The sequence below is a fragment of the Rhizobium sp. WSM1274 genome (genome assembly GCF_025200775.1).
GTDB classification, from domain to species: domain Bacteria; phylum Pseudomonadota; class Alphaproteobacteria; order Rhizobiales; family Rhizobiaceae; genus Rhizobium; species Rhizobium leguminosarum_I.
Genome location: NZ_CP104138.1, coordinates 3191355 through 3204824, shown reverse-complemented (window position 1 = coordinate 3204824; position 13470 = coordinate 3191355). Strand labels below are relative to the sequence as shown.

At 62.0% G+C, this 13470-nt stretch carries 11 protein-coding genes; 3 read left to right on the top strand and 8 right to left on the bottom strand.

Going from position 1 to position 13470, the window contains the following annotated elements; translation table 11 throughout:
* Positions 1–58 precede the first annotated feature (58 nt).
* From N2600_RS16120 to puuD, 3 genes are all read right to left on the bottom strand, one after another.
* Positions 59–1201: an alpha-hydroxy acid oxidase gene (locus tag N2600_RS16120; protein WP_260296787.1), complete on the bottom strand. Its 1143-nt coding sequence runs from the start codon at positions 1199–1201 to the stop codon at positions 59–61.
* Between the two features lie 122 nt (positions 1202–1323).
* Complete coding sequence (gene guaD, locus N2600_RS16115) at positions 1324–2634, bottom strand: guanine deaminase (protein WP_260296785.1); 1311 nt, start codon at positions 2632–2634, stop codon at positions 1324–1326.
* The gene (puuD, locus tag N2600_RS16110) at positions 2631–3869 is read right to left on the bottom strand and encodes a urate hydroxylase PuuD (protein WP_260296784.1); all 1239 of its coding nucleotides are present in this window, start codon (positions 3867–3869) and stop codon (positions 2631–2633) included. The genes guaD and puuD overlap by 4 nt, the downstream gene beginning before the upstream one ends.
* Before the next feature lie 365 nt (positions 3870–4234).
* Between puuD and N2600_RS16105 the strand changes: the two genes are divergently transcribed.
* A complete protein-coding gene (locus N2600_RS16105; RefSeq protein WP_026154268.1) occupies positions 4235–4567 on the top strand; it encodes a hypothetical protein in 333 nt (110 codons plus the stop codon).
* A gap of 55 nt (positions 4568–4622) precedes the next feature.
* Here the strand turns inward: N2600_RS16105 and gcvA are convergent, their stop codons facing one another.
* Complete coding sequence (gcvA, locus tag N2600_RS16100) at positions 4623–5519, bottom strand: transcriptional regulator GcvA (protein ID WP_017965430.1); 897 nt, start codon at positions 5517–5519, stop codon at positions 4623–4625.
* Positions 5520–5620: 101 nt separating this feature from the next.
* Between gcvA and N2600_RS16095 the strand changes: the two genes are divergently transcribed.
* The gene (locus N2600_RS16095; RefSeq protein WP_162116461.1) at positions 5621–5824 is read left to right on the top strand and encodes a hypothetical protein; all 204 of its coding nucleotides are present in this window, start codon (positions 5621–5623) and stop codon (positions 5822–5824) included.
* Here N2600_RS16095 and xdhC read toward each other — a convergent pair.
* The 4 genes from xdhC to N2600_RS16075 form a co-directional block, all read right to left on the bottom strand.
* Entirely contained in the window at positions 5800–6615 is an 816-nt protein-coding gene (xdhC, locus tag N2600_RS16090; protein ID WP_222387029.1) for a xanthine dehydrogenase accessory protein XdhC, read from the bottom strand. The genes N2600_RS16095 and xdhC overlap by 25 nt on opposite strands.
* Positions 6616–6907: 292 nt before the next feature.
* Entirely contained in the window at positions 6908–9247 is a 2340-nt protein-coding gene (gene xdhB / locus N2600_RS16085; RefSeq protein ID WP_260296782.1) for a xanthine dehydrogenase molybdopterin binding subunit, read from the bottom strand.
* A 259-nt stretch (positions 9248–9506) separates the two neighbouring features.
* Positions 9507–10973, bottom strand: coding sequence for a xanthine dehydrogenase small subunit (gene xdhA, locus N2600_RS16080; RefSeq protein WP_170282565.1), 1467 nt, complete (start codon positions 10971–10973; stop codon positions 9507–9509).
* Positions 10974–10999: 26 nt separating this feature from the next.
* Positions 11000–11776 carry a 3-hydroxybutyrate dehydrogenase gene (locus N2600_RS16075; RefSeq protein WP_017965423.1) on the bottom strand — a complete coding sequence of 259 codons (777 nt, stop codon included), beginning with the start codon at positions 11774–11776 and terminating at the stop codon, positions 11000–11002.
* A gap of 157 nt (positions 11777–11933) precedes the next feature.
* Here N2600_RS16075 and glpK point away from each other — a divergent pair, with 157 nt between their 5' ends.
* Positions 11934–13427, top strand: coding sequence for a glycerol kinase GlpK (gene glpK / locus N2600_RS16070; RefSeq protein WP_170282564.1), 1494 nt, complete (start codon positions 11934–11936; stop codon positions 13425–13427).
* Positions 13428–13470 lie beyond the last annotated feature (43 nt).

The window sequence follows — 13470 nt, the reverse complement described above, 5'->3', positions numbered from 1 at the left end:
GCGGTCGATTGTTTGATGGCTGGCTCGTGACTCTTCTAAGTTGGCTTCTCAGGCAGGTTTACTGCCGTCCGGCGATGATCGACGAATTCACATCGTTAATGTCGCGCTTGCCGCAGAGCGCCATGGTGATGTCCATCTCCTTGCGGATGATGCCGAGCGCTAGCGACACGCCTTCTTTGCCCATGGCGCCGAGACCGTAAAGGAAGGGGCGGCCGATATAAGTGCCCTTGGCACCGAGCGCCACGGCCTTCAGCACGTCCTGGCCGGAGCGGATGCCGCCGTCGAGATGGACCTCGATGCGGTCGCCGACGGCATCGACGATCTTCGGCAGCATGCTGATCGAGGAGGGGGCGCCGTCAAGCTGGCGGCCTCCGTGATTGGAAACGACGATCGCATCGGCGCCGGTGTCGGCGGCCGCCTTCGCATCCTCCGGATCGAGTATGCCCTTGATGATCAGCGGGCCGCCCCATTGTTCTTTGATCCAGGCGACATCGGCCCAGGATAGCCGCGGGTCGAACTGCTCGTGTGTCCATGCGGAGAGCGAGGCGATATTGGTGACATTTTTCGCATGGCCGACGATATTGCCGAAGCTGCGGCGCTTGGTCTGCAGCATGTCCAGGCACCAGAAAGGCCGGGTCGCCATCTGCCAGACATGTTTCGCCGTGAATTTCGGCGGTGCCGACAGGCCGTTGCGCAGGTCCTTATGCCGCTGGCCGAGGATCTGCAGATCGGCGGTCAGCACCAGCGCCGAGCATCCGGCCGCCTTGGCGCGATTGATGAGGTTGAGGACGAAATCCTTGTCCCTCATCACATAGAGCTGGAACCAGAAAGGGCGCGTCGTCGCTGACGCCACGTCCTCGATCGAGCAGATGCTCATCGTCGAAAGCGTGAAGGGAACGCCGAACTCCTCGGCGGCACGTGCCGCCAGCATCTCGCCGTCGGCATGCTGCATGCCGGTCAGGCCGGTTGGCGCCAGGGCCACCGGCATCGACACTTTCTGGCCGATCATCGTCGTTGCCAGCGTGCGGTCGGTCATGTCGACCATCACCCGCTGGCGCAGCTTGATGTGGCTGAAATCGCTCTCGTTCGCTGCATAGGTCGATTCCGTCCAGGCGCCCGAATCCGCATAGTCGAAATACATCTTCGGCACACGGCGCTGTGCGAGCTTTTTCAGGTCGGCGATGGTGAGCGGAGTGGCCATGAATTGAACCTTCACATCTGAATGCAGCCATGGGCCATAACATGAATTTCGCCGGAGGGTTACGGGAAATTGGGGCCGCGCCGGCTGCATTTCGCGGTTCGAATCCGAGACTAACAGGCGTGTCAGCAAAGCTGCGCCTTTAACGCAACACCGGCCACATAGGTCTCGGCGATCGCCCGATCGTCGCCCATCGTCTGCAGCAGGAAGAGTTCCTCGGGCAGCGTCTTCACCACTTCCATCTTCAGCGCCATGGCGGGTGTCGCCGTTGCATTGAGAACGACGAGATCGGCCTCTGTGCCGGGTTCCAGCGTACCGATCCGGTCCGCCAGCGACAGCGCCTCGGCATTGCCGCGGGTCATCAGATAATAGCTTTCCAGCGGGTTCAGCCGTTCGCCGAGCAACTGCTGGATCTTGTAGGCCTCATCCATCGTCCGCAGCATCGAATAGCTGGAACCGCCGCCGATGTCGGTCGCCACGCCGATGCGAACCGGCTTTTCCCGTCGCGCCAGCGCCTTCAGCGGAAACAGGCCTGAGCCGAGGAAGAGGTTCGAGGTCGGGCAGTGGACGGCGACGGCGCCTGCCTCGCTCATCACATCGGCCTCGCGCTCGGACAGGTGGATGGCGTGGCCGAAGAGGCTTTTCGGCCCGAGCAGGCCGTAGCGGGCGTAGATGTCGGTATAGTCGAGCGCGTCGGGATAGAGCTCGCAGGTGAATGTGATCTCATCGTGATTTTCCGAAAGATGCGTCTGGATGTGCAGGTCGGGAAATTCGCGGGCAAGGGCCGATGTTGCTTCCATCTGCGCCGGTGTCGAGGTGATGGCGAAGCGCGGGGTGATGGCGACGTGATTGCGGCCCTTGCCGTGCCAGTCCGATATCACCTGTCGGGTCTCGTCATAGCCCATCTCGGGCGTGTCGAGCAGGCCCTGCGGGGCATTGCGGTCCATCATTACCTTGCCGCCGACCATGCGCATATTGCGCTTCAGCGCCTCGGCGAAAAAGGCGTCGGCCGAGGTCTTGTGCACGGAGCAATAGGCGACCGCCGTCGTCGTGCCGTGGCGGATCAACTCGTCGTAGAAATGCGTGGCGATCCTTTCGGCATGCGCACTTTCGACGAATCGGCATTCCTCGGGAAAGGTGTAGGTGTTCAGCCATTCGAGCAGGTTGGCCGCATAGGAGGCAATCACCTGCATTTGCGGAAAATGCAGGTGCATGTCGATGAAGCCGGGCATGATCAGATGCGGGCGGTGGTCGATCTCGGCTGCGTCCGCGGCTGCCTTTGCCTTGACGTCGGCAAAGGCGCCGATTGCCGCGATCAGCCCATTCTCGATCAGCAGGCCGCCATCCTCCTCGAAGAGATAGCTTTGGCTGTCGGTAAGGCTTAGCGGCGCGCGATGGAAGGAAAGCAGGCGGCCGCGCAGGAGTGTCGTCGTCATTGTGTCTTGCCTTCGACTGCGCTCTCGAACCAGGCGACGAGCAGCTTGCGTTCATCCGGCGTGATGTCGGTGATGTTGCCGGGCGGCATGGCATGGCTGCGGCCCGCCTGTATATAGATCTCGCGGGCATGGGCGGCGATTTCGGCGTCGTTTTCGAGCATCACGCCCTTCGGCGGCCGCACAATGCCCTCATAGACCGGCTCGGCTGCATGGCACATGGAACAGCGCGTCGAGACCAGTTGCTTGACGGCGGGGAAATGCGGGTCACCGGCGAATTGCTGGAAGGCAGGCGCGACCGCCGCGGCATCCGTTTCGCCGGTTAGCAGCTTCGGCACAGTCGAAAGCCACATGATCAGGATGAAAAGGATGACGGTGACGATCCAGGTCCAGGTCGGCCGGCCTTTCCTCGCATGCGTCGTGTTGAACCAGTGGCGGATGGTGACGCCCATCAGGAAGACCAGGGCCGCGATCACCCAATTGAACTGAGTACCGAAGGAGAGCGGATAATGGTTCGACAGCATGAAGAAGATGACGGGCAGCGTCAGGTAGTTGTTGTGTAGCGAACGCTGCTTGGCGACCTGCCCGTATTTGGGATCAGGAACCCGTCCGGCGATGAGGTCGGCGACGACGATCTTCTGGTTCGGAATGATGATCATGAAGACGTTGGCCGACATGATCGTCGCGGTGAAGGCGCCGAGATGCAGGAAGGCGGCGCGGCCGGTGAAAAGCTGCGTATAGCCCCAGGCCATGAAGACGAGCACGACGTAGAGCACCGCCATCAGTCCCCAGGTGTTCCGCCCAAGCGGCGACTTGCAGAGCAGATCGTAGGCGACCCAGCCGAGGGCAAGCGATGCCAGTGAGATCAGGATCGCGACGGGCGGGCTGATATCGAGCACGTGCCGGTCGATCAGGAAGAGGTCGGCGCCTCCGTAATAAACGATGCACAGCATCAAAAAACCGGAAATCCAGGTGAAATAGCTCTCGTATTTAAACCAGGTCAGGTGCTCCGGCATCTGTGCGGGCGCCACCAGATATTTCTGGATATGATAGAAGCCGCCGCCATGGACCTGCCATTCCTCGCCATAGGCGCCGGCTGGCAGATGTGGGCGCTTCACCAGTCCGAGATCGAGCGCGATGAAATAGAAGGACGATCCGATCCAGGCGATCGCGGTAATGACATGGAACCAACGCGCCGCGAAGGCGAGCCATTCCCATGCTATGGCATATTCATACATCGAGTTCCCCTATCTTCCTCCGACTCGTGACATTGCGGAAATTTTGGCGGGGAGGGAAGAGGAGATTGAAGAACTGCACACGCGCAACGACCGGCGCGGCCAAGGAGCAATGGCAGAATCGCCGCGCCCGTCGAGATCTTCGGCCGTTTTGCCGAAGTTACCGATCGCGGTCGGATCACCGATCTTCTGTCGCGTGCCTAAAAGCTGCCGAGAAGGCTGTGCATTATCTCTGACTTATACTGAATCTGCTAATTCAGCAGATCTTGAACTGCGACGACTCGATTACAGTTATTTTTGCAGGCCGCCGGAATAAAATAAGAACTGTTAGATCATCGGCGGCGCATTCATCGACGGAGAAGATGCCGATGCGCAGTATTCTGACGTGTGTGATGATTGCCTATGCGTCGTTGGCGACGGCTCACGACGCACCCTCGGGGTGGAGTTACGACCCCTATTGTTGTAACGGCGACAGTCATAATGGCGATTGCCAGATGATCCCATCGAAAAGCGTGGCAGTGACGCCAGGCGGATATCGTGTGACGCTGCTGCCGGGCGACCACCGGATGGTCACGCATGCTCATGTCTTCCTGCTGCCGATGACGAAGGCGATGCAATCCGGTGACAACGACTATCATCTCTGTCTGTTCCCGAACGAGGATACGCCGCGCTGTTTCTACGCGCCGGAGATGGGATATTGAAGGCGGGACCGCAGGACCGGACCCAGCTCATGAAACGGGTCCGGCGTGCGATGCTCTAATTTCCGGCTGCCTTCATCTCCTCAAGGATCCAGTTGCGGAAAGCCTTGATCTTCGGCACGTTGCGACGGTTTTCGGGGTAGACGAGCCAGTAGGCCTTGCCGTCGCTGCGGGTCAGTTCGAAGGGCTGATAGAGCCGGCCGAGCGCGATCTCGGCGGCATAGAAGGAAGGATGAAGGATGGCGACGCCATGGCCGGCGATTGCCGCGTCAGCTTCCACTGCCTGCGAGCCGAGCTGGTTGCGCGGGCGCCGATCGAGATCCGTCTCGGTGACGCCTGCTGCCTCGAACCATTGTTTCCACCAGATGTCGCCGGCGTCGAAGAGATCGAACTTCAGGAGATCGCGCGGCTCCCTGATGCCGCCTGCCGTCTCCGCCAGCTTCGGGCTCAGCATCGGCGTGAACTCCAGACCCATCAGCCGGTGCAGCGTCAGCCCCGGCCAGTTGCCGTCGCCCCAGCGGATGCCGACGTCGATCTGCTCGCGGGCGAAGTCGATGATGTCAGAGCTCGCCTGAAAGCGCACCGCGATTGCCGGATGCTTCAAGTGGAAGGAGCCGAGGCGCGGCGCCAGCCATTTCGAGGCGAAGGTATGGGTCGAACTGATCGCGAGCGTGCCTTCGACGCTGTCGCGCGCCGTCGCCATCGCGTCGTGCAGCATGGCAAAGGCTTCGGTCACCTTCGGCGCCAGCCGCTCACCGGTCTCAGTCAGTGCGATCTGGCGGGGACGGCGCAGGAAGAGCGGCTCGCCAACATTCTCCTCCAATAGCTTGATCTGATAGCTGACGGCCGTCTGCGTCATGCCGAGTTCATCGCCTGCCTTGGTAAAACTTCCAAGCCGGGCAGCGGCCTCGAAGACGCGCAGCGCATTCAGCGGGAATTGCTTCGACAGTTTCATGGATAAGTTCTCTTGATGCAGGCAGACGGTCGTTCGATTGGAATTGCAGCATTTTTGGCGGCAAACTGCAACTCATACCATCAATCTATCGAGGTGATCTCATGGACTGCCATGTTATCGAAGAGGGCCGGCCGCAGCAGAGAATCCAGATTTTCCGGCGTCTTGCCGGCTGGCTGGCAAGCGGCGCCGATCGTTTCCGCCGTCTACCCCGGCTCGATCTCAATGCGGCGCCCGATCGCGTCAAGCGCGATCTCGGTTTCCTCGATGGACGCGATCCCTACTACGAAGACGAGCGCATGCGGTAGGCGCCAAGCGCCGTCAGGATCTCGGCGGCGGTCATGGCGGCGATAACCTCAGGGCGCTTGTCCCTGACCACCGCGCCGCCGATCGGCAGCGTCAGCCGCTCCATCCAGCCGCGCTCTCCGCCGCCTTCACGGGAAAGCCAGCTTGCGAAGGTGGCGCGCTTGGTCGCCGAGCCGATCATGCCGGCATAGGCGAGATCCTGTCTTTCCAGCGCTTCGCGGGCAATGAGGAAATCCAGCGCGTGGTCGTGCGTCAGGATGACGACCGCGCCGCCGGCCGGAATATTCTTCACCAGCGCTTCCGGCATCGGCATGAGCCGCGTCTTCGTCTTGGAAGGCAGGTTGGCGAGTTCCTCCCGCCGCGTCTCGACGACCGTCACCGACAGCGGCAGCGGCGCAAGGGCTGTTGCCAGCGCCCGGCCGACATGGCCGGCACCGAAGAGATAGACCTCCGGCAGACGCTCGACCTCACTGGTTAGCCTGGCCTCGATTTCTTCGGCAACCGCCTGCGTCACCCGGCGAAACCGCAACTGTGTGCGCCCACCGCAGCACTGACCGATGTCAGGTCCGAGCGGGATATCCATCTGCGCCATTCCGCCGGTTCCCGCGAGCATGTCCCGCGCATTCGCGATCGCCATGAACTCGAGCTGCCCTCCGCCGATCGTGCCCCATAGGGCTTCAGCCGAGACGAGCATGAAGGTGCCGGCCTCACGCGGGGTGGAGCCCTGCGTGCCGGTGATATCGACGAGGATGCAGTCTGGCTGGGCGGCGAGGAAGGGGTAGATGTCGGTCATGGGTGGTTGGCCGATGGGTTCGCGGGTGTGTCACCCCCCTCTGTCCTGCCGGACATCTCCCCCACAAGGGGGGAGATCGGTATGAGGCAGCGGCTTCCCGGAACAGAGAAGTCGTGGCGCAGCGTCGGACTTTCGTGATGTAGCGGCAGGATAGCGAAGCGCAGAGCATTCCGTTTTGCTGATCTCCCCCCTTGTGGGGGAGATGTCCGGCAGGACAGAGGGGGGTATCGCTCACTCCAAGCTTTCTGTCCGTCCTGCTCAACCAACAAACCAGCCGGACGCGTTCGCATCTCTACACCCGCTTCATCCGCTCGACCGCCATCAGCACCCTCTCCGGCGTCGCCGGGGCGTCGAGCCTTGGGCAGACCTTGTAGTTGGCCACACTTGCTACCGCCATCGACAGCGCTTCCAGCACCGAGATCGCCAGCATCAAAGGCGGCTCTCCGACGGCCTTGGAGCGGCCGATGGTGGCCTCAGTGTTCTCGGACCATTCGGCAAGGCGCACGTTGAAGATCTTCGGGCGGTCGGAAGCGAGCGGGATCTTGTAGGTCGAGGGGGCATGGGTGCGCAGCCGGCCCTTGTCGTCCCACCAGAGTTCTTCCGTCGTCAGCCAGCCTAGGCCCTGCACGAAGCCGCCTTCGACCTGGCCCATATCGATCGCCGGGTTCAGCGAGCGGCCGACATCGTGGAGGATGTCGGTGCGGTCGATCAGATATTCGCCGGTCAACGTATCGATCGACACCTCGGTGCAGGAGGCGCCGTAGGCGAAATAATAGAAGGGCGTGCCGCGGCCGGCCTTGCGGTCCCAGTGGATCTTCGGCGTCTTGTAGAAGCCGGCGGCGGAAAGCTGGACGCGGGCGAAATAGGCCTGCTTGATGAAATCGGGGAAGGGGATCTCGATCTCGCCGACGCGCACGCGGTTCGGCAGGAAGGCGACGTCGGCGGCCCCAACACCCCATTTTTCGGCGGCAAAGGCCACCAGCCGTTCCTTGATCTGGCGAGCAGCGTCATAGGCGGCCATGCCGTTCAAGTCCGAGCCGGAGGAGGCGGCAGTGGCCGAAGTGTTCGGCACCTTGGCCGTCGTCGTCGCGGTGATCTTGACGCGGTCGATATCGACCTGGAAGCTGTCGGCCAGCACCTGCGCCACCTTGGTATAGAGGCCCTGGCCCATTTCGGTGCCGCCATGGTTCAGGTGGATCGAGCCGTCCTGGTAGATGTGGACGAGGGCGCCGGCCTGGTTGAAGGCTGTCATGGTGAAGGAGATGCCGAATTTCACCGGCGTCAGCGCGATGCCCTTTCTGATATAGCGGCTGTCGCGGTTGAAGGCGATGATGGCGTTACGCCGTGCCTGGTATTCGGCCGTTTCCTCCAGCTCCTCGACGACGCGGGCGATGATATTGTCCTCGACCTCCTGGTGGTAGGGGGTGAGAGTGCGTCCGGAGCCCGGCTGGCCGTAGAAATTCAGCTTGCGGACATCAAGCGGATCCTTGCCGACCGCATAGGCGATCTCCTCGATGAAGCGTTCGGCGCCGAGCATGCCCTGCGGCCCGCCGAAGCCGCGAAAGGCGGTGTTGGAGACGGTATGCGTCTTCAGCGGCTTCGAGGTCAGATGCACATGCGGATAGAAATAGCTGGAATCGGCATGGAAGAGGGCACGGTCGGTCACCGGTCCCGAGAGGTCCGAGGAGAAGCCGCAGCGCGCCGCATAGGTCGCGTCGACCGCGTGGATACGGCCTTCGGCGTCGAAGCCGAGCTCATAGTCGACGAGGAAATCATGGCGCTTGCCGGTGGCGCTCATATCCTCGTCGCGGTCCGGACGGAATTTGACCGCGCGGCCGAGCTTCTTGGCGGCGATGGCGGCAAGCGCTGCGAACTGATTTCCCTGGGTCTCCTTGCCGCCGAAGCCGCCGCCCATGCGGCGCACGTTGACGGTCACGGCGTTCGAGGGAATATCAAGCACGTGGCCGACAATGTGCTGGATCTCGCTCGGATGCTGCGTCGAGGACCAGACCGTGACCTCGTCGTCCTCGCCGGGGATGGCCACAGCGATATGGCCTTCGAGGTAAAAATGCTCCTGCCCGCCGATGCGCATCTGACCTTTCAGGCGCATGGCGGCATTCGTCATTTCCTTATCCGGCTCGCCGCGCCGGAGCGTCATCGGCGTGATGACGAGCGGGCCGCCATTGGCGAGCGCGCCGTCAATGTCGCTCCAATGCGGCAGGTCGCGATAGTCTACCTTTGCCAGCAGTGCGGCACGGCGGGCGGCATCACGCGTCTCGGCGATGACAGCAAAGATTGGCTGGCCATGGAACTGAACTAAAGTTTCGGCCAGCAGCGGCTCGTCATGGCTGCCGTTGGAGCTGACGTCGTTGACGCCAGGGACATCCTTGCTGGTGAAGACCCAGACGACGCCGGGATGCGCGGCGACCGCAGAAAGGTCGATGCTGAGGATTTCAGCATGCGCCCGGTCGGAGAGGCCGAGGGCGCCATGCAACAGACCTGCGGGTTCCGGAATATCGTCGATATAATCGGCGGTTCCGGTGACATGCTTATGCGCTGAATCATGCCGCAGCGAGCCGTGCATCGGGCCTGATATGACAAGCTTGCGGTCTTCGAAGGTGGACTTGTCCATTAGCGCCTCCCTGCCGAAAGGTTGCCCATCGCCGGTGCTCCGGGCGCTCGCGGCCTAATGCCGCTCGCCCCCCTCATCCGCCCTACGGGCACCTTCTCCCCGCTGGGGAGAAGAGAGAGGAGCACGTGGTGCTGTCTCAGTGAAAATTCAGCCTTGATGGTTTGGCGCTGGTCCTGCGGCATGTCTCTTCTCCCCAGCGGGCAGAAGGTGCAGGCAGGCGGATGAGGGGGACGGCTGGCGCTTACGGTCGCTTTTTTCATCACGCCAACTCCTCGAACCGCTTCAGCTCCGCCGGCGCGCCGACGGTCTCAAGATAGAACCGCGTCAACAGATTCTTCGCCGTCAGTTGGCGGTATTCAGCCGTGGCACGCCAGTCGGTCAGCGGCTGGTAATCGACATCGAATGCGGGGCGGGCTGCCTCGATCGTCGCTTCCGCCCACGGTTTGCCGATCAGTTCGGCTTCCACCGTGCGGGCGCGTTTCGGCGTCGCCGCCATGCCGCCGAAGGCGATGCGGATGTCGGTGATCATCTCGGCCTCGTCAAGGGTCAACAGGAAAGCGCCGAGCACGGCGGTGATGTCCTCGTCGCGCCGCTTGGTGATCTTGTAGGCGGCAAAGCGGCTGGTTCCCTTGGGATAGGGCACGTAAACGCTTTCGACGAATTCGCCGGGTTTCCGGTCCTGCTTGCCATAGGCGATGAAGAAATCCTCGAGCGGCAGCGTGCGCGTGCCGTTTGCGGAGCGCAGCGTCAGCGTCGCGCCGAGCGCGATCAGCGGCGGCGGGCTGTCGCCGATCGGCGAGCCGTTGGCGATGTTGCCGCCGATCGTGCCCATGTTGCGCACTTGCTCGCCGCCGATGCGATCGATCAGCCGCCCGAGCGCCGGGATTTTCTTGGAGGTTGCCTCGAAGGCCTTGGTGTAGCTGACGCCGGCGCCGATGGTGATGCCGTCTTCGCCTTCCGTGACCGACTGCAATTCGCTGAGGTGATTGATGAAAACCACCGGGCTCAGCCTGCGCATCTGCTTCGTCACCCAGAGGCCGACATCGGTCGCGCCGGCGACGATGGTCGCGTCGGGTTCCTGCGAAAGGATTCCTGCCAGCGCCTCCATGGAAGCCGGTACGATCAGCCGGTCTTCGCCATTCGTAATGCTGATGGTGCCGCTCGCCTGCATCGCCCAGAGCCGGGCGACGATTTCTGAACGCGTCCGCTGCAATGGATCGAAGAGCGTGCTCGGCCGCATCATGCTTACCTGCTCGGCGGCCCTGACGATCGGCTCATAGCCGGTGCAGCGACAGAGATTGCCTTGCAGTGCCTTTTCGATTTCCTGGCGGCTGGGCTTTTCCTTGGCGAGCCAGAGACCGTAAAGCGACATGACGAAACCAGGGGTACAGAAGCCGCATTGCGAGCCGTGGCAATCGACCAATGCCTGCTGCACCGGATGCAGCGCGCCGTCTCTGCCGGCCAGATTCTCCACCGTCACCACATGCGTAGCGTGTAAGGAGCCCATGAAACGGATACAGGCATTGACCGATTCATAGATAAGCTTGCCATCGGCCAGCCGGCCGACGAGCACGGTGCAGGCGCCGCAATCGCCTTCCGCGCATCCTTCCTTGGTGCCCGTCAGCCGCCGCTTCAACCGCAGAAAATCGAGAAGCGTCTCGATTGGCCTGACATCGGTGAGCGTGATGTCCTCGCCATTCAGGATGAAGCGGATACTGTCGTTCATGATATTCCCGGTTGTTTTTCCAATGGTTAAGCCGCTGTCCAGCCACCGTCAATCGAGATGTGCGTTCCGGTCACCTGCCGGGCGGCATCGCTGGCGAGGTAGAGCGACAGTGCGCCTATTTCCTCGGCCTTGACGAATTCATGCGTCGGCTGCGCCTTGAGGATGACCTCGCTCTTCACCTGCTCCTCGGTCATGCCGCGCGCCTTGGCGGTGTCCGGTATCTGTTTCTCGACGAGCGGTGTCAGTACGTAGCCGGGGCAGATGGCGTTCACGGTCACGCCGAATTCGGCAAGCTCCAGCGCCGCCGTCTTCGTCAGGCCTAATATACCATGTTTTGCCGCGACATAGGCGGATTTGAAGGGGGAGGCGACGAGCCCGTGGGCCGAGGCGATGTTGATGATGCGACCGTACTTCTTAGCCTTCATCAACGGGATCGCGGCGCGCAAGGTATGAAAGGAACTCGACAGATTGATCGCGATGATCTGATCCCATTTCTCTATCGGGAAATCCTCGATCTTCTCGACGTGCTGGATGCCGGCATTGTTGACCAGGACATCGACGCCGCCGAAGGTTTTCGCTGCCGTTTCGATCAGGTCAGCGATCTCGGCGGGCTTGGTCATGTCGGCCGGATGGTAGATCGCCCGTCCCTTCGATACTGATTCAAGCCGCCCGACGATCGCCTTGATTTCATCGGCTTTTCCGAAACCGTTGATAACGACGTTGTCGCCCGTTTCGGCGAAGGCAGTGGCGATCGCAAGGCCGATGCCGCTGGTGGAACCGGTGACGACGACTGTTCTGCTCATGCTGTTCTCCCTGAAATCACGATGCTGCGTTGCAGCGTTGGCTGCGAGGTTATGCCCAAAGCCGGCGGGCTGGCAATTCCGCTTTATTCGCTTTTCTCGCCCGCATCCGTGTCCTATTGATTTGTCACGACAATTGACATGCTGAGGGAGGGTTTTCATGAGCGGATATGTTCTGGCGATCGATCAGGGAACGACGTCGACGCGGGCGATCGTTTTTAATGGCGACATGCAGGTCGTCGGCAAGGGCCAGAAGGAATTCACCCAGATCTACCCCCGCTCCGGCTGGGTCGAGCACGATCCCGAGGAGATCTGGGATTCGGTCGTCTCCACCGTCCACATGGCGCTGCGCGATGCCGGGATCGAGGCTAGGGATCTTGCCGCACTCGGCATCACTAATCAGCGCGAGACGGTGGTCGTCTGGGAGCGCGAGACGGGCCGACCGATCCAGAATGCCATCGTCTGGCAGGACCGGCGCACGGCAAGCTATTGCGACAATCTGAAAAGACAGGATCTCGAACGGCTGTTCACGAAGAAGACCGGCCTCATCCTCGATCCTTATTTTTCCGGTACCAAACTTTCCTGGATGCTTGCAAACGTGAAGGGCGCGCGGGCGCGCGCTGTCAGGGGCGATCTCTGCTTCGGCACGATCGACACCTTCCTGATCTGGCGGCTGACGAGTGGGAAGAGCTTCCTCACCGACGCCACCAATGCCTCGCGCACGCTGATGTACAACATTGCCGAAAACGCCTGGGATGAGGATCTGCTCGAGATTCTGAGGGTGCCTGCCGCTATGCTGCCTGAAGTGAAGGATTGCGCCGCCGATTTCGGCACGGTCGATCCTGATATTTTCGGTGCTGCTATCCCGATCCTCGGCGTGGCCGGCGACCAGCAGGCGGCAACCATCGGCCAGGCGTGTTTTGCGCCGGGCATGATGAAATCGACTTACGGAACCGGCTGCTTCGCGCTGCTCAACACCGGCGCCGACATGGTGCGGTCCAAAAATCGGCTGCTGACCACTATCGCTTATCGCCTGAATGGCCAGACGACCTATGCGCTGGAAGGTTCGATCTTTATCGCGGGTGCAGCCGTGCAATGGCTGCGGGACGGGCTCGGCATCATCGGCAGCGCTGCCGAGACCAACGAGCTTGCCGGAAGGGCAGATCCGACGCAGGAGGTCTATCTCGTGCCCGCCTTCACCGGCCTCGGGGCGCCGCATTGGGATGCCACGGCACGGGGGGCGATCTTCGGGCTGACGCGCAACAGCGGTCCGGCGGAACTCTCCCGGGCGGCACTGGAAGCCGTCTGCTATCAGACCCGCGACCTGCTCGATGCCATGCAGAAGGACTGGAAGAACGGCACTGACGACACGGTGCTGCGCGTCGACGGCGGCATGGTGGCCTCTAACTGGACGATGCAGCGCCTTGCCGACCTGCTCGATGCGCCGGTCGATCGCCCGGTGATCCTGGAGACGACGGCGCTCGGGGCCGCCTGGCTCGCCGGCAGCCGGGCAGGGCTGTGGCCGGACCGGGACGAATTTTCGGCGACGTGGAAACGGGATCGGCGGTTTGAGCCTGAGATGGACGAGAAGGTGCGGGCGGCAAAGCTCAAGGGTTGGAAGAACGCGGTCAAACGGACTCTAAGCGAAGGGTAAGGGGCAGGCGGCGCCGCGATATAATTCCACTCGTTCCCGGGAG